The sequence below is a fragment of the Nioella sp. genome (genome assembly GCF_965215655.1).
Classification (GTDB): domain Bacteria; phylum Pseudomonadota; class Alphaproteobacteria; order Rhodobacterales; family Rhodobacteraceae; genus Nioella.
In genome coordinates this window covers 1298971-1314877 of record NZ_OZ244111.1, presented here as the reverse complement: position 1 = coordinate 1314877, position 15907 = coordinate 1298971, and the positions used below count along the sequence as shown (strand labels likewise).

The following is a 15907-nucleotide window of genomic DNA, read 5'->3' as shown; positions in this document are numbered from 1 at the left end:
AGATGGCCCGCAGACGTTCCAGACTGCCCCTCACCCTCGGCGCGATTGTCATTGTCGCCGCCGCACTGACCGCTGCCTTCTGGCCGCAACCGACGCTGGTGGATTTCGGCACCGTCACGCGCGGGGCGATGATGCAGACCATCGACGAGGAAGGCCGCACGCAGGTGCGCGACGCCTATGTCGTCTCGACCCCTGTGGCCGGACGGCTGCTGCGGGTCGAGGTGGAGCCGGGCGATCCGGTCACGCGCGGAGAATCCCAGGTCGCTGTGATGGAACCGCTGAACCCCGCCGCTTTGGACATCTCGTCCCGCGAACAGGCACGCGCTGCCGTCGCCGCCGCCGAAGCCGCGCTTCGCGTGGCACAGGCCGACCGCAACGCGGCGCTCGCTGAACAGGATCTGGCGCAGGCCGATCTGGAGCGCACGGAAACGCTGGCCGAAAGCGGCACGGTCAGCGCCGCTGCACTGGAACGCGCGCAGCGCGCCGCCCGCGCCGCCGATGCCACCGTCGATACCGCCGAGGCCGCGATTGCCATGCGCGAAGCCGATCTCGATATCGCGCAGGCCCGGTTGATCAGTTTCGACGATCAGGGGCTGTGGGGCGCAATCGCCAATGACAACCACGCGATTCCGCTGATGGCGCCCGCCGATGGCACCATCCTGCAGGTGATCCAGCAAAGCGAAACCACGCTCGGGGCAGGTACGCCGATCATGGAAATCGGCAATATCGAGGGCGATCTGGCGGTCAGTGTCGCGCTGCTCTCTACTGACGCGGTTCAGGTCAGCCCCGGCGACCGGGTGATCATCGAAAACTGGGGCCAGCCGGTTCCCCTGCCCGGTGTCGTGACCCGGATCGACCCGTTCGGCACCACGCAATATTCGGCGCTTGGGGTGCAGGAACAGCGCGTGAATGTGCTGATAGATTTCACCGGCCCGGGCGAGGACCGGGAAGGGTTGGGGCATGGCTTTCGCGTTGAACTGCGCATTGTCGTCTGGGAAGACGATAGCGCGCTGATCGTGCCCTCGGCCGCGCTGTTCCGGGCGGCTGGTGGATGGGCCGTCTTCGTGGTGGAGAACGGCACGGCCACCACCCGCCCGGTCGAAATCGGCCACAACAATGGCATTGAGGCAGAGGTTCTGTCCGGCCTGTCAGAGAATGAGACCGTCATCCTCTACCCCTCAGCGGCCCTGTCCGAGGGGCATTCCGTCGCGCAACGGGTTGTGAACTGAGCGAAGCTGCGCGGGGGTGGCCCGCGCGAAAACGAGCGTAGCCATTGCGATCCGAGCTGGCCGCCCTCCGTGATCCGGTTCGCCACAGCCCCCATGGCTGGCCCAGAGGCACAAGACAGGCCCGCGCGGGACGACAGACCGCCCCGGTTGCAGGTCAGCGGAACCGTCGGAACGTGTCCTGCGCGGCGGGGCCGTTGCAATCCTCGGCAAAGAGCACGCTCGCCTCTGCATCCATCGCCTCGGCCTGCGCGGTCATCTTCGGTCCGAAGAAACGCTTGACCTTGCGCGCGGCGCTGTCGGGCAGCATGGCAATGCGCATGGCCGCTCCTCTGGCGGACTCCAGCGCCTTTTCATCCCAGGTCAGCTGGTCGGCGACCCCGGCTTTCACCGCGTCTTCCCCGGTCATCTCTTCGATACCCAGAACAATCAGCTGCGCCCGCGCCGGACCCACCCGCGCCAACAAGGGGGCCATGCCCCAGGGCGGGAAGAACCCCTTGGGCACTTCCGGCATCGCCCATCTGGCCGAGCGCCCTGTCACCACCAGATCGCAGGCCGTGGCCAGAACGAAGCCGCCGCCTAGCGCATGGCCCTCGACCGCCGCGATCACCGGAACGGGATGGGCGGAAATCGCCCGCACCGCAGCGGCTGTCGCCGCCTCATGCGCCACCCGCCCGTCGCGGTCGAGCGCTGCAAGTTCCCGAAGGTCGCTGCCCGCGCAAAAGCCCTTTCCGGCACCAGTCAGAATGACCGAACGGATGGTGTTGTCTTCGGCCAAAGCGGCCAGATGGGTCTGGAGGTCCAAAGCGGTCTGCGTGCCCAGAACATTCCGGCGCGCAGGTTTGTTGAGTGTCAAAATCGCATAGGTATCAAATGTTTCGCAAAGAATTCTTGTCATCAAATCTCCTTCATATCTATTTCGCCAAATCGGGTTTCGTCCGCGAAAAGCGCGGCGCAGGGGCCGGTTCTATCACATTTTCGCGCCGAATGAACGCGTTTCGTGCCAGCGCGTGCGGGTGATCGGGCGCCTCCCAGAACGGCAGGACCGGGGCGAAACAGGCGTCGGTCCCTTCCAAGAGGTCACACCACTCCGCCTGCGAGCGCGTTGCAAAGAGCGCCGCAAGCTCCGCCTTCAGCGCAGGCCAGTTTACCCGGTCCATGTGCTTGTCGAGCCAATCCGCAGGCAATCCCGCCTTGTCGATCAGTACCTTCATGAAAGGTGCCTCAATGGCGCCGACCGAGACAAACAGCCCGTCTGAACAGGCATAACAGCCATAGAAATGCGCCCCGCCATCGAGGAAATTCGCCCCGCGCGCCTCGGTCCACCAGCCTGAGGCGCGCAGGGAATGGAACATGCTCATCATCAGCGAGGCCCCGTCCACCATCGCCGCGTCCACCACCTGCCCCTTGCCCGACCGCTGCGCCTCATAAACCGCCGCCATCACGCCAAACGCCAGGAACATCGCGCCGCCGCCATAGTCGCCCACCAGGTTCATCGGAACAGGTGGCGGCGCATCCGGTTCCCCCATCGGGTGAAGCGCGCCCGCCAAAGCGATGTAATTGAGGTCATGGCCCGCCGCCTGCGCCAGCGGCCCCTCCTGCCCCCACCCGGTCATGCGGCCATAAACAAGGCGCGGGTTGGCCTGCCAGCAATCTTCCGGTCCCAGCCCCAGCCGTTCCATCACGCCGGGGCGGTTGCCTTCGATCAGCACATCGGCGGTCAGGATCTCGTTCAGCACCGTGGCGCGGCCCGCGCGGGATTTCACGTCAACCTCAAGAAACCGCTTGCCCCGGCGGCAGATGTCGTGCGGCAGGTTGATCGAGACGCCGCCGGGCCGGTCGATGCCCACCACCTCGGCCCCCATATCGGCCAGCAGCATGCCCGCGAAGGGTCCGGGGCCAAGCCCCACCATTTCCACCACTTTCAGGCCCGCGAGCGGCCCGCTGCGCTGTGTCTCGCTCATCCCATCCTCCGTGTTCTCGGCCAGCATGGCGGGCGCGCCCGTGGGGTCAAGCGGTCAAACCGCCCCGCCGATGGCCGCACGCCGGTCGCTCGAGGGCGTCACCCCGAACTGGCGCAGATAGGTCTTGGAAAAACTGCCCGAGGTGAAGCCGAAATCATGGGCAATCTCCTGCATCGGGCGACGCCCCTGCCGCACCTCGATCCGCGCCGCCTCCAGCCGCATTTCCCGATAGATCGGTCCCGGCGTGTCCCCCAATTCCTTTTCGAAAAGGCGTTCCAGCTGCCGCTGTGACAGGCCAAGCGACAAGGCCAGCGCCGCGACGGAGACCGGCCGGAACAGATTCGCCCGCATGATCTGCAACCCCGCGACGACCACCTTGTGCCGGGTGGCGTAGCGTTCCTCCAATGGCAGAAGCTGAGATCGCGCGGCCTCGGCGTTCCGGTCGGCGGGCGACAAAGGCGCGGCATCGGCATCACTGGCGCGGTCAATCGCCAGGTCATAGCGCATCAGCGCCGCCACATGCGCCGCCCGCGCGGTAGCGATCTCCGGCGTCCAGACGAAGGGCGCGTCGGTCAGTGCCGGTTTGCGCCGCATTCCGTCCATCGCCGCCGCGGTCGCGGGATTGACCGAAAGCTCCAGCCCCTGCGGTAGATCGAGCTGCGCCAAGAGCCACACCCCGCCCCCAACGGCCCAGATCCGCCCGCCCTGCCGCCGCGCCCGGCGCAGTGCCGCCAAAGCGCCCTCCCGGTCCATATCCGACAGGGTCAGCCCGCTGAACACCACCAGAGCATCGCCCGGTTCCATCGGTGGCACCGGCCCGCCGTGCGCAACATGCACCCCGCTATCCCCCGGCACCGACGCGCCCGACAGCGCCGTGGTCTGGAAGGTCACCCCCGCCTCGGTCAGCACGGTCGAGGCCGCGCCCAAAGCGGCCAGGTCAAAGCCGGGCAGCAGCAGGAACCGATAGGGAAGCGTGTTGGTCATGGCGAAACCCTAACCCGTTGCCCCGCCTCGGGATAGTCCGGGTTGATCCCGACGCCAAAGACGGGTCAACTTGGCGGCAGACCCATTCGCAGGATTCCCCCAATGCAGACCGTCTTCGTCCAGATCCGTTGCAAGCCCGGCACCACCTATGACGTGGCCTTCAATATCGTCCTGAAGGAGATCCATGCCGAGCTCTTCTCCACCTCGGGCGAATATGACCTGCTGGTCAAGCTGATCATCCCCGAGGGCGAAGACATAGGCCGCTACATCAACGAGCGCCTCTGCGACGTGCCGGGGATCGAGCGGACCCTGACAACGCTGACGTTCAAGGCGTTCTGAAGGGCGGCTATGGGCTCTGGTGACTCTTCAGAGACATGCGCCTGTCACACGTGGACGCCAATTGAGGTGATGCACTTTGGGCGGATGTCGGCTTCGAGCCCAGAGTGTCCGGTGCTGCGCAAAGCATGAACGAGCAAGAGCTGTGCATTGCTGCCATTGGTCATCACGGAGAAGGCACGCTGCGGGCGTTCTGTCCATGAGCGGCCAATGGCCGCTTTTGTTCGTGCTATTTAACGTGCGACAATCGCAACGTCGGACGGGGCGCATTCGTACCCCGTCCTTCTACATATCGGAAATTCTCGTTATTGGCCTGACAGTGCCGCGTAGACTGCGCTTTCGAATTCCATGTAACCCGGAAAAGAGACGCCATCCGCGAACGGTAGAATCTGCGTCGCCCAGTATCCGCCAACACCATTCTTGCGGTCGATCCAGTAGTAGCTGTTCGCCAGCCCGGCCCAGCCGATGGCACCGGCAGGACGACCGGTCGGAGCCTCTTCTGAATTGACCATGAAGGTGTAGGACCAATCCTTGGGCATGCCAGGGAAGAACTCTGCATCGTTGGAAAGAGACGGGATGACGCCCGGAAGCACGGTGACTTTCTGCGGTGGGACAAGCGCCCCCTGCACGGCCCACTCCACGGTTTCGGGTTTCAGGACCTGACCATTCGGGCCGGCTCCATCGTTCAACCACATGCGAATGAACTTCATGTATTCCGGCACAGTCGCATAAAGCCCGTGGCCGCCCATATGGACCTCGGGGTCATCGGGTAATGCGAAGTCGTCCATTGGCACCAGCCCGCCATCTTCGCCCCGGGCGTGGATGGTCGCGGTCCGCTCTTTCATGTCGGGCGTCCGGGTAAAGGCGATATCCTGCATGCCCAGCTGGTCGAAGATTCTCTCTTGCATGACCTCACCCAGCCGTTTGCCGCGGATGCCTTCGACGACCTGTCCGACCCAGTCGATATTTGTACCGTATTCCCACTTCGTGCCCGGATCGAACAACAGTGGCGTTTCGATACAGGCACGGCTCCCGGTGACGACCGATGGCTGGCCTTGCTCTTCTGCGAGGCGCTTGTAGATCTCGTTGAAGAAGTCATAGCCGAAACCAGCGGTGTGCAGCATCAATTGACGGGTCGTGACATCGCTCTTCGGGGCGCGCAGGCGGGGGGTGCCGTCAGCGTCGAACCCGTCGATCACCTGGAGCTCTCCGATCGCCGGAGCGTAGTCCTTTGCAGGGGCATCGAGGTCCAGAAGACCTTCCTCGACACATTGCAGAGCTGTTGTGCCCGCGATGGCCTTGGTGGTCGAGAAGATGGCGAAGACCGTATCCTCGGTCATTTTGTCGCCGCCTAGGCGCCGTTCGCCAGCGGCGCCGGAATAGATATCGCCTGTGCGGTCCGTCGCCATCGCGACAACACCGGGCACGCGCGATGAACCTGTGACCAGCCCATTCAGAACCGCGTCACAACGTGTTTTCAGGTCTTCCAAGTTGATGTCTTTCATTGGTTCCTCCCTTTGAGACGTGCAGGGAAGACTGCGGGACGCCAAGCGGGCGCGCTGTCCCTGATCGGCATGGCGTGTCCGGTTTCGGAAGCAAAGTTAGTGATGACGGACCCGTCGCGATGATCGGTACCGTGTCCGGGAAGGCGTTTCTCCGAACCTATCGCGATACCGGCCGGCCAAGGCACCGAAGTTCGAAAAACCCCAATCGCACGCGATTGTAGTGACGGTCACATCTTCTGGCATCGTTTCAAGGTCCTGGCGAAACCCCTCAAGCCGCCGCGCGGCGAGAAAAGCGCGGGGGGAGATGCCCCGGAACTTCTGAAACCCTCCGGACAGCGTGCGCGCAGAAACACCGACACGCTTGGCCACATCGCCGATTGAAGGTGCCTCGCGCGCTTCGGCTTCCATGATCTCTTCGGCCAAGCGAACATAGGCGGGAGCCGCACAGCGGGCCCCGGTTTCAAGACACAATCCAGCCGCCGATGCCCACTGGCGCAGCAGTTCGACGCAGAGCATCTCTTCAATATGCCGCGCCAGTACGGTGTCCGATGAGACTTTGCCCTCGCTCGTCAAAGCACGGGCGGCATAATCGAGCAGCGCGGGCCAGGCCGAGTTGGGGCCGCCGATCTTCACGCGACTGGTCCATAGCCGGTCATCAGGCACGAAACCAAACCACCGCGCCGCCGTGTCCGCCATCGCCTGATGCGGGATCGTAAGGTTCAGCTGCATATGGTCGGGATCACCCTCAAGCCAGTATTCAGCTCGGGAACAATCGACGACAAAGCTTTCCCCTGCCCCGGTGCAAACAGAGCCGCCGTCGGTTTGATGATCCAACGCCCCGCGCAGGGTGTTCAAAACGAGAATATTTCCGGCGTCAGGATCGAACCGGTCAAGGTGGATACCTGTGCCATAGGCAAACCGGGTCATGGTTACACTGCCCGCCTTCGCCGAAATCATCGTCGCGTCTGGTCGCGACGAGCGATCCAAAGGCCGCACCCGATACCGCATATAGACCGACCGGCAGAAGTCCTCGACCTCGTCCCAATCAGCAGAATGGGTCTTTTGCTGGTGACAGATCGGCATGCCCACCGAATCCAGAACAAGCGCATGTTCAAGCAAGACGCCTCTCCCCCTCCTGGTCAGTTCTTAATGTAACACGGTTTTTTGCGCGACAGAAGTCGGGCACCGAGCGTTAAGCATTAGACATGCTTACAGCGAGGTGCCTCGACTGACGCGGCCCCGGCTGGAAGTTAGATCCGACGATCAGAGTCCAACGACACTGAATTCGACCACACCAATCCCGACATTGGCTCATGCCGCAGCGAATGTTGGCGCTCCGCCCGACCAGTAAATGCCATCGTCGCGCTGCGCCGACAGCAGCCGCTAGAGCGCGCGCAGCAAATTGGCGCTTCGTCCGCAAAGCCGACATACATAGCCGTCGAATGCAGCCCCCCCCACTCTCGGTCGTCAGCCCTGCACCGCCACGGTTCAGCCCTCGCCGAACCACTCCAACAACACCTGCACATCCGGGGTCAACGCCTCGGCCATGCCGCCGCAAAACGCCTCGAAGGCGTCACGGTTCAGCCCGTTCAGCCCCACCACGACCGGAATATCCTGCGCCAGCGCCGTGCCGATTACCTCGCGAAAGCCGCGGCCCTCGGCCTCCTGCTTGCCGAACTTGTTGACCACCAGCAGGCGCGTGTCGCCCGTCAACCGCTGGCCCACCAGCCCCACGGCCTGTTCCAGCGCGTCGGGGTTCAGACGGCAGCCGCGTGACCCGGGCCCGAGATCCTGCGAAATCCTCAAAACGGGGCCAGAGGGCAGCACCTCCACATCCATGTCGCAAGCCTTCGCCGGCCCGCAATCGGTGTTGGTCTGCACAACGCCCGCCACGTCCACGCCCCGCGCCATCAGCGTTTCGACGAAGCGACCAAGCACCCGGTCCACATCGCCGCGCCCCGGCGACATGACATATCCGATCTTCATGGCTTCGCCCTTTCACTTCTGTGCGTCACGGCCCAGATGCGCCCCTGTCAGCGTGACGTCAAGGTTGCGCAGCTCACCCTCGGACAGCCGATAGAGCAGCCCGTGCACCGAAACCCGGTCGCCGCGCGCCCATGCGCGCTGCAGGATCGGCGTTTCAGCAAGCCGCGCGACCGCCTCGATCACGCTCAGTTCCGCCAGCCTGTCATTGCGGGCCGGACCCTCGGGAAAGGCCGACAGATCCGCCTCGTTGCGCCGGGCCAGCCGCCGCAGCGCTTCCAGCCAGTGATCGGCCAGCCCGTTGACCAGCCCCTGGCTGGCCGCCGCGATGCCGCCGCAGCCGGTATGACCGCAAACGATGATCTCGCGAATCCCCAGAACGTCGATGGCGAATTCCAGCGCACTGAGCAGGCTGAAATCGGTGGAATGCACAAGGTTGGCGACGTTGCGATGCACGAAGATTTCGCCGGGATCGAGCCCGCCCACCACGTTCTCCGGCACTCGGCTGTCGGAACAGCCGATCCAGAAATAACTGGGTTTCTGCCCCTGGGCCATGCGCAGGAAATAGGCAGGGTCCGCCCGCCGCCGGGCCTCGGCCCAATCCGAATTTCGTGCCAGCAAATGGTGCAGCATGGGATGGTCCTCCGCCCTGGCCGATGTCCATCCAAATCCGGGCGCGGGCCTGCGTCAAGGCAAAGCACAGCCCGCCCAACCCTGAAGCGTCTGAATAATGGGCCTTGATGCTCAAATTTCAGGCACCCGCACGGGTCATCGAGCCGCCATGCGCCCCATCCCCCAGATCGGCTTGCATCCTCGATAACCGAATTTGCCAATTGATTAGTCTCAAAACTCGCACATAGTGGTTATATGGCAGACACAGGTTCCACCTTCGATGAAATGCTGGCACAGCCGGACCAGCCCCGCCCGCCCTACGAGTCCTATTTCCAGTGGTTCGCCAATGAGGATCTCAAGGACCTCCGCCGCAAGTCGAGAGAGGCGGAGGCCTTTTTTCGCCGGATCGGCATCACCTTCAACGTCTACGGGCAGGACGAGGCGGACGAGAGGCTGATCCCCTTCGATATCGTGCCCCGCATCATTTCGGCGCGCGAATGGGCCACGCTGGAACGCGGCATCGAACAGCGGGTGCGCGCGATCAACGCCTTCCTGCACGATATCTATCACCGGCAGGAAATCCTGCGCGCGGGCCGCATCCCCAGGGAAATCATCTCGAAGAACACCGCGTTTCTGCCGGAAATGATCGGGGTCAACCCGCCCGGCGGCGTCTATACCCATATCGTCGGCACCGATCTGGTGCGCACCGGAGAAAACGAATTCTTCGTGCTGGAGGACAATGCCCGCACCCCCTCCGGTGTCAGCTACATGCTGGAAAACCGGGAAACCATGTTGCAGATGTTCCCGGAACTGTTCAGCCAGCTGAAAGTGCGCCCCGTCAGCGCCTACCCGCAACTTCTGCGCCGGTCGCTGGCCGATTGCGCGCCCGACGGACTGACCGACCGGCCCACGGTGGCGGTTCTGACCCCCGGAATCCACAACTCCGCCTATTTCGAACATGCGTTCCTGGCCGACCAGATGGGGGCGGAACTGGTCGAAAGCCATGATCTGGTCGTGGAAAACGGCCGCGTGGCAATGCGCACAACCCAAGGGTATCACCCGATTGACGTGCTTTATCGCCGAGTTGATGACGAGTATCTCGACCCGCTGACCTTCAACCCCGACAGCCTGCTTGGCGTGCCCGGCATCATGGATGTCTACCGCGCGGGCAATATCACCATCGCCAACGCGCCGGGTACAGGCATCGCCGATGACAAGGCGCTTTACAGCTACATGCCCGATATCGTCGAGTTCTACACCGGCGAACGGGCGATCCTGCAAAACGTGCCGACATGGCGCTGTTCCGAGGCGGACTCGCTTGCCTATGTGCTGGATCACCTGTCGGAACTGGTGGTCAAGGAGGTGCATGGATCGGGTGGCTACGGGATGCTGGTCGGCCCCGCCGCCTCGAAAAAGGAAATCGCGGCCTTTGAGAAGAAACTGCGCGCCCGGCCCTCGAACTATATCGCGCAGCCCACGCTGGCCCTGTCCACCGTGCCGATCCTGTCCAAGGCAGGGCTTGCGCCGCGTCATGTCGACCTGCGCCCCTTTGTTCTGGTCTCTCCCAACAAGGTCGAAATCACGCCTGGCGGTCTGACCCGCGTGGCGCTGAAGAAGGGCTCTCTGGTGGTCAATTCCAGCCAGGGCGGCGGCACCAAAGACACCTGGGTTCTGGGGGACTAAGCCGATGATGCTGGGAAAAACCGCAGGCGGCCTCTTCTGGATGTTCCGCTATATCGAACGGGCCGAAAACACCGCACGACTGCTCGAGGCCGGCTGGCGCATCGCGCTGACCAGGTCCGACGGCGAGTCGAATGAATGGCAATCGGTCATCAACACCGCCGGGATCGACGCCGCCTACTCCGCGAAGTTCGACAGTTTCGACTCCGGCTCGGTGATCAACTTCCTGCTGCGCGACCGCGACAATCCCTCTTCGGTGCTGAGTTCCATCGAGGCCGCCCGGTCCAATGCCCGCATGGTGCGCACCGCGCTGTCATCGGAAGTGTGGGAGGCGGTGAACGAATGCTGGATGGAAGTGAAATCGGCACTGGCCCGCCCGGTATCGGAACGCACCCTGCATGAACTACTGGCTGCGATCCGCTATCGCACTTCGGTGGTGCGCGGGGCGCTGCACGGGACCATGCTGCGCAACGACATCTTTGCCTTCTCGCGGCTTGGCACCTTCCTGGAACGCGCCGACAATACCGCCCGCATTCTCGACGTGAAATATTACGTCCTGCTGCCCTCCGCCGCCTTCGTCGGCAGCCGCATCGACAATGTGCAATGGGAGGTGATCCTGCGGTCGGTCTCGGCGGAGCGCAGCTATCGCTGGCTCAATGGCGGCGAGACGACGCCCATTGGGATCGCAGAGTTCCTGATCCTCGACAAACGCATGCCCCGGTCCCTGGCCTTCTGCTATTCCAAGATAGGCGAAAACCTGAACTGGCTGGCCAATGACTACGGCACCCGCCACGAAAGCCATGCCCTCGCAGACCGCATCTGCGGCCAGTTGAACGGGACCACCGTGACCACCATCTTCGAAGAAGGGCTGCATGAATTCCTGACCGCCAGCATCAATGACACCTCCACGCTGGCAAGCCTTATCCAGACAGATTTCCGGTTCTTTCAATGAGCAACCCGATCCGCCTCGCCATCACCCATGTGACCACCTACAGCTATGACCAGCCGGTGCATTACGCGTTGCAGCAACTGCGCCTGGTGCCCCGGTCGGGACATGGGCAGACCGTGCTTGACTGGTCATCGACGATCACCGGCGGCACCAAGCAGGCCAGTTTTTCCGACCAGTTCGTCAACCACACGGAACTGGTCAAGGTCGATGCAGGCGCCACCCGGATCGAGATTCGCAGCGAAGGCACGGTCGAGGTCGAGGACAATCACGGCATCATCGGCACGCACAAGGGCTTTGCCCCCCTCTGGCTGTTCGAGAATCCCACCCCAACCACCTCCCCCGGCCCCGCCATCCGGGCGCTTGCACGCCAGCTCAGGGTCGAACAGGACGGGGCCGATACGCTGGCGCAGCTACACGCGTTGTCCGCGATGATCCTGTCGCAGGTCAGCTATGAAACCGGGCGCACCAACAGTGACACGACCGCTGAATCCGCCCTGACCGCGGGCCATGGCGTCTGTCAGGACCACGCCCATATCATGATCGCGGCCGCGCGGCTGTTGGGCCATCCCGCGCGCTATATCTCGGGCTATCTGATGATGAACGATCGCGTCGATCAGGATGCCAGCCACGCCTGGTGCGAGGTCTGGACCGAGACGCTCGGATGGGTCGGCTTCGACGTGTCGAACGGTATTTCGCCGGATGCCCGCTATGTGCGCGTTGCCACCGGCCGCGACTACCGAGATGCCGCCCCGATCATGGGCATCCGCCAGGGCCCCGGCGATGAGCATCTTCAAGTCAGCTTGCAAGTCCAGCAATAGCCTGATTTCTAGGCATCGGAATAAAAGAGGACGACGGCCGTGACTTATTGCGTGGGGCTGAAACTGAACCGGGGACTGGTGTTCATGTCGGACACGCGGACCAATTCCGGCATCGACAATATCTCCACCTTCCGCAAGATGTTCATCTTCGAAGAACCGGGTGAACGCTGCATCACCATCATGACGGCGGGCAATCTGGCCACCACGCAATCGGTGATCAGCCTGCTGGAAGAACGCGGCAAGGCGCCCGATGACCGCAGCCCCGGCATCTACAAGGCCAGGTCGATGTTCCAGGTCGCGACACTGATCGGCAACACGCTGAAAGAGGTCATCGCCAGCCATGCCGATACCGGCCAGCAGGCCGACGCGATGTTCTCGGCCACGATCATCGTCGGCGGTCAGGTCGGCGACGGAGATGCGCGCCTGTTCATGATCTACCCGGAAGGCAATTTCATCGAAGCGAGCGAGGATACACCCTTCTTCCAGATCGGCGAGACCAAATATGGCCGCCCAATCCTTGTCCGCGCGTTCGAACCGGACATGAGCTTCGAAGACGCCATCAAGCTGCTGCTCGTCTCGTTCGATTCAACCATCAAGGCCAATCTCTCGGTCAGCCTGCCTCTGGATCTGCACGCCTATGACGCGGACAGCATGAAGCGAGGCAGGGAAATGCGGATCAAGGCGGATAATCCCTATTTCGAAGAGATATCGACCGGCTGGGGCGTGGCCTTGAAAAATGCGTTCCGGGAATTGCCGGATTTCACCTTCCCGACTGAGTAATCCGTCAAACGTCTGTACGGGGGGTGCACGGGGGGTGTACGCCCGGTGTACGGGGGGTGATGGGCATTTTTTGTCTCCCGCGCCCTTGACCTTCCAGAGACTGGAACCCCTATCTACCGTGCTGACCGAAGATTCGGCCCGAAGGTTCCTCCATGTCCGAACAAGCCAAGACCCATCTGCAAATCACCGGCCTCAGCTGCGCCGGATGCGTGCGTCGCGCGGAAACCGCGCTGGCCGCTGTGCCCGGTGTCAGCAGCGCCGAGGTCAGCTTTGCCAGCGAAAGCGCGCGGGTTCTGCACGACCCTTCCGTCGGGGTGGACGAGCTGACAAAAGCTTTGGAAACAGCGGGATACCCGGCAGCGCAGGCGGATGTCACCCTGTCGATCGAAGGCATGACCTGCGCCTCCTGCGTGGGGCGCGTGGAAAAGGCGTTGCAGGCCGCGCCGGGGGTCTTGTCGGCCTCGGTCAACCTCGCCACGGAAACGGCGCAGGTGCACTATCTGCTGGGGCAATCCAGCCCCTCGCAAATCGCGGGCGCGGCCACGGCTGCGGGCTACAAGGCGACGATCAAGGGCACGGACGCCGACAACAAAGATGAACGTAAAGCGCAGGAAATTCAAAACCTTGCGCGAAAAACACTGCTTGCCACCGCGCTTGTTCTGCCGGTTTTCATCGTCGAGATGGGCGGGCATGTCTTCCCTGCCCTGCATCATTACGTGGCGATGTCCATTGGCGAACAGACCAGCCGGGTTCTGCAATTCCTGCTGATCGCGATCACCCTCATCGGCCCCGGTCGCGGCTTTTACACCAAGGGCATTCCGGCGCTGCTGAAGAGTGCGCCCGATATGAACTCGCTCGTCGCGCTCGGCACCCTTGCGGCGTTCGGTTATTCCACTGTGTCCACCTTCGCCCCCGCGCTGCTGCCCCAGGGCACCGCGCATGTCTATTTCGAAGCAGCGGGCGTCATCGTCGTGCTGATCCTTCTGGGCCGTCTGCTGGAGGCGCGCGCCAAGGGCCGCACCGGCGAGGCAATCCGCAAGCTCTTGTCCTTGCAGGCAAAAACCGCGCGCGTGGAACGGGGCGGCGAGGTTGTGGACCTCGCCATCGAAGAGGTGGTCGCAGGCGACATCCTGCATGTCCGTCCCGGAGAGAAGATCGCCGTGGATGGCCGTGTGATCTCGGGTGAAAGCCACGTGGACGAATCGATGCTGACCGGCGAGCCGATCCCGGTTCTGAAGGCACGCACATCGCAGGTCGTAGGCGGCACGGTGAACGGCGCGGGTGCGCTGACCTTCCGGGCCGAGAAAGTAGGCCGCGACACGATGCTGGCGCAGATCATCGCCATGGTCGAGGAAGCGCAGGGCGCGAAACTGCCCATTCAGGGCATGGTGGATCGCATCACCGCCTGGTTCGTGCCCGCCGTCATCGGCGCTAGCCTGCTGACCGTACTGACCTGGCTGATCTTCGGCCCCGATCCGGCGCTCAGCCTCGCACTGGTCGCGGGCGTTTCCGTCATGATCATTGCTTGCCCCTGTGCCATGGGGCTGGCCACGCCCACCTCGATCATGGTGGGCACAGGTCGCGCCGCTGAAATGGGCGTTCTCTTCCGCAAGGGCGATGCGCTGCAAAGCCTGCAAGGGGCGCAGGTCGTTGCCTTCGACAAGACCGGCACGTTGACCGAGGGCCGCCCGGAACTGGTCGCCCTGACGCCTGTGGGCCTGTCAGAAGACGAGGTTCTGCGGCTGGTCGCCAGCGTCGAAAGCAAGTCCGAGCATCCCATTGCCGCCGCCATCCTGCGGGCCGCAAAGACACGCGGGCTGGAGGTGCCGGAACCCGAGGGGTTCCAATCGGTTACCGGGTTCGGGGCAATGGCGGTGGTTGAAGGACGCACGGTCCTTGTCGGCGCCACCCGCTATATGGAGCGTGAAAACATCGACACCGCCCCGCTGGCGGCGGAGGCCGACCGACTGGCCAGCGATGGTAAAACCGCGCTCTTTGCTGCCGTGGATGGCCAGCTTGCGGCGCTGATTGCCGTGGCCGACCCGATCAAGCACTCAACCCCGCTGGCCCTGACCATGCTGCGCGACATGGGGTTGCAAACCGCGATGATCACCGGCGACAACCCCGCCACGGCAGAGGCCATCGCCCGTGATCTGGGGATCGACCACGTGGTTGCGGACGTTCTTCCCGATGGCAAGGTTGAGGCCGTCGATCGCTTGCGCAGCCGCGGCCCGGTAGCCTTTGTGGGCGACGGGATCAACGACGCACCCGCACTGGCCTCGGCCGATGTGGGCATCGCCATCGGGACCGGCACCGATATCGCCATTGAGGCGGCGGATGTGGTGCTGATCTCGGGCGACCTGCTAGGCGTGGCCAATGCCATGCGGATCAGCCAGCGCACGATTGCCAATATAAGGCAGAACCTGTTCTGGGCCTTTGGCTATAACGTTCTGCTGATCCCCGTCGCGGCCGGTGTGCTTTACCCGCTGACGGGTATGCTTCTGTCGCCTGCGCTGGCGGCAGGTGCGATGGCTCTGTCCTCGGTCTTCGTTCTGTCCAACGCCCTCAGGCTAAGATGGGTCAGCGCGGCGCATGACGCCCCTCTTGATCCCGTAACGCCCGCCCGCTCTCCCATCCCTGCCCCCGCCGAATAAGGAGCCACCCCATGAATATCGGAGATGTGGCCGAACGGTCCGGCCTGCCCCCCAAGACGATCCGGTACTACGAGGATATCGGTCTTGTGACCCCTCAGCGCGCCGCCAACGGCTATCGCAGCTTTCGGGACAGCGACCTGCATAAGCTGACCTTTCTGGGCCATGCCCGCTCGCTCGGGTTTTCCATCGAGGATTGCCGGGCTTTGCTGGCACTCTACGAGGATGAGACCCGCGCCAGCAGCGATGTAAAGCGGATCGCGCAGGGGCACCTGACGCGGATCGACCAAAAGATCGCCGATCTGGCCGCGATGCGCGAAACCCTGTCCCATCTGGTGCGGGAATGCGCAGGCGATGACCGACCTGATTGTCCGATTCTACAGGGGTTGGAAGGCAACTGAGCGCCGCCTATCCGCTCC

General features: G+C 63.4%; 15 protein-coding genes. 8 read left to right on the top strand and 7 right to left on the bottom strand.

Going from position 1 to position 15907, the window contains the following annotated elements; all coding sequences use genetic code 11:
- Positions 1-2 precede the first annotated feature (2 nt).
- Positions 3-1229, top strand: coding sequence for an efflux RND transporter periplasmic adaptor subunit (locus ACOOEX_RS06780; protein WP_420397709.1), 1227 nt, complete (start codon positions 3-5; stop codon positions 1227-1229).
- Between the two features lie 154 nt (positions 1230-1383).
- On the opposite strand, the gene ACOOEX_RS06775 is transcribed toward ACOOEX_RS06780, so the two are convergent.
- From ACOOEX_RS06775 to ACOOEX_RS06765, 3 genes are read right to left on the bottom strand one after another with little or no spacing between them, the layout of a single operon-like run.
- Entirely contained in the window at positions 1384-2124 is a 741-nt protein-coding gene (locus ACOOEX_RS06775) for an enoyl-CoA hydratase/isomerase family protein (RefSeq protein ID WP_420397708.1), read from the bottom strand.
- Positions 2125-2140: 16 nt separating this feature from the next.
- Entirely contained in the window at positions 2141-3190 is a 1050-nt protein-coding gene (locus ACOOEX_RS06770) for a CaiB/BaiF CoA transferase family protein (RefSeq protein ID WP_420397707.1), read from the bottom strand.
- A 54-nt stretch (positions 3191-3244) separates the two neighbouring features.
- On the bottom strand, positions 3245-4174 hold the full coding sequence (locus ACOOEX_RS06765) for a helix-turn-helix domain-containing protein (protein WP_420397706.1): 930 nt from the start codon (positions 4172-4174) through the stop codon (positions 3245-3247).
- 102 nt (positions 4175-4276) lie between these two features.
- On the opposite strand from ACOOEX_RS06765, the gene ACOOEX_RS06760 reads away from it, so the two are divergent.
- Positions 4277-4513: an Lrp/AsnC ligand binding domain-containing protein gene (locus ACOOEX_RS06760; RefSeq protein WP_071690194.1), complete on the top strand. Its 237-nt coding sequence runs from the start codon at positions 4277-4279 to the stop codon at positions 4511-4513.
- 302 nt (positions 4514-4815) lie between these two features.
- Here ACOOEX_RS06760 and ACOOEX_RS06755 read toward each other — a convergent pair whose 3' ends face one another.
- The 4 genes from ACOOEX_RS06755 to ACOOEX_RS06740 form a co-directional block, all read right to left on the bottom strand.
- Positions 4816-6015: a serine hydrolase domain-containing protein gene (locus ACOOEX_RS06755; protein ID WP_420397705.1), complete on the bottom strand. Its 1200-nt coding sequence runs from the start codon at positions 6013-6015 to the stop codon at positions 4816-4818.
- 96 nt (positions 6016-6111) lie between these two features.
- Positions 6112-7134 carry an AraC family transcriptional regulator gene (locus ACOOEX_RS06750; RefSeq protein WP_420397704.1) on the bottom strand — a complete coding sequence of 341 codons (1023 nt, stop codon included), beginning with the start codon at positions 7132-7134 and terminating at the stop codon, positions 6112-6114.
- A 369-nt stretch (positions 7135-7503) separates the two neighbouring features.
- Positions 7504-8001, bottom strand: a complete 498-nt coding sequence (locus ACOOEX_RS06745; RefSeq protein WP_420397703.1) for a DUF2478 domain-containing protein — start codon at positions 7999-8001, stop codon at positions 7504-7506.
- 12 nt (positions 8002-8013) lie between these two features.
- The gene (locus tag ACOOEX_RS06740) at positions 8014-8631 is read right to left on the bottom strand and encodes a carbonic anhydrase (protein WP_420397702.1); all 618 of its coding nucleotides are present in this window, start codon (positions 8629-8631) and stop codon (positions 8014-8016) included.
- Positions 8632-8865: 234 nt separating this feature from the next.
- On the opposite strand from ACOOEX_RS06740, the gene ACOOEX_RS06735 reads away from it, so the two are divergent.
- The 6 genes from ACOOEX_RS06735 (at position 8866) to cueR (ending at position 15889) form a co-directional block, all read left to right on the top strand.
- Positions 8866-10293, top strand: a complete 1428-nt coding sequence (locus ACOOEX_RS06735) for a circularly permuted type 2 ATP-grasp protein (RefSeq protein ID WP_420397701.1) — start codon at positions 8866-8868, stop codon at positions 10291-10293.
- A 7-nt stretch (positions 10294-10300) separates the two neighbouring features.
- Positions 10301-11242 (top strand): alpha-E domain-containing protein, encoded by a 942-nt coding sequence (locus tag ACOOEX_RS06730; RefSeq protein WP_420398339.1) that lies wholly within the window; start codon positions 10301-10303, stop codon positions 11240-11242.
- Complete coding sequence (locus ACOOEX_RS06725; protein ID WP_420397700.1) at positions 11239-12057, top strand: transglutaminase family protein; 819 nt, start codon at positions 11239-11241, stop codon at positions 12055-12057. The genes ACOOEX_RS06730 and ACOOEX_RS06725 overlap by 4 nt, the downstream gene beginning before the upstream one ends.
- Before the next feature lie 39 nt (positions 12058-12096).
- Positions 12097-12837 carry a peptidase gene (locus ACOOEX_RS06720; protein ID WP_420397699.1) on the top strand — a complete coding sequence of 247 codons (741 nt, stop codon included), beginning with the start codon at positions 12097-12099 and terminating at the stop codon, positions 12835-12837.
- 152 nt (positions 12838-12989) lie between these two features.
- The gene (locus ACOOEX_RS06715) at positions 12990-15491 is read left to right on the top strand and encodes a heavy metal translocating P-type ATPase (protein ID WP_420397698.1); all 2502 of its coding nucleotides are present in this window, start codon (positions 12990-12992) and stop codon (positions 15489-15491) included.
- A gap of 11 nt (positions 15492-15502) precedes the next feature.
- Complete coding sequence (gene cueR, locus ACOOEX_RS06710; protein ID WP_420397697.1) at positions 15503-15889, top strand: Cu(I)-responsive transcriptional regulator; 387 nt, start codon at positions 15503-15505, stop codon at positions 15887-15889.
- Positions 15890-15907: the final 18 nt, after the last annotated feature.

Bases quoted from the DNA above. Each gene is read 5' to 3' on its own strand.
- ACOOEX_RS06780 (WP_420397709.1), top strand. From the start codon at position 3: ATGGCCCGCAGACGTTCCAGACTGCCCCTCACCCTCGGCGCGATTGTC.
- ACOOEX_RS06775 (WP_420397708.1), bottom strand. From the start codon at position 2,124: ATGACAAGAATTCTTTGCGAAACATTTGATACCTATGCGATTTTGACA.
- ACOOEX_RS06770 (WP_420397707.1), bottom strand. From the start codon at position 3,190: ATGAGCGAGACACAGCGCAGCGGGCCGCTCGCGGGCCTGAAAGTGGTG.
- ACOOEX_RS06765 (WP_420397706.1), bottom strand. From the start codon at position 4,174: ATGACCAACACGCTTCCCTATCGGTTCCTGCTGCTGCCCGGCTTTGAC.
- ACOOEX_RS06760 (WP_071690194.1), top strand. From the start codon at position 4,277: ATGCAGACCGTCTTCGTCCAGATCCGTTGCAAGCCCGGCACCACCTAT.
- ACOOEX_RS06755 (WP_420397705.1), bottom strand. From the start codon at position 6,015: ATGAAAGACATCAACTTGGAAGACCTGAAAACACGTTGTGACGCGGTT.
- ACOOEX_RS06745 (WP_420397703.1), bottom strand. From the start codon at position 8,001: ATGAAGATCGGATATGTCATGTCGCCGGGGCGCGGCGATGTGGACCGG.
- ACOOEX_RS06740 (WP_420397702.1), bottom strand. From the start codon at position 8,631: ATGCTGCACCATTTGCTGGCACGAAATTCGGATTGGGCCGAGGCCCGG.
- ACOOEX_RS06735 (WP_420397701.1), top strand. From the start codon at position 8,866: ATGGCAGACACAGGTTCCACCTTCGATGAAATGCTGGCACAGCCGGAC.
- ACOOEX_RS06730 (WP_420398339.1), top strand. From the start codon at position 10,301: ATGCTGGGAAAAACCGCAGGCGGCCTCTTCTGGATGTTCCGCTATATC.
- ACOOEX_RS06725 (WP_420397700.1), top strand. From the start codon at position 11,239: ATGAGCAACCCGATCCGCCTCGCCATCACCCATGTGACCACCTACAGC.
- ACOOEX_RS06715 (WP_420397698.1), top strand. From the start codon at position 12,990: ATGTCCGAACAAGCCAAGACCCATCTGCAAATCACCGGCCTCAGCTGC.
- cueR (WP_420397697.1), top strand. From the start codon at position 15,503: ATGAATATCGGAGATGTGGCCGAACGGTCCGGCCTGCCCCCCAAGACG.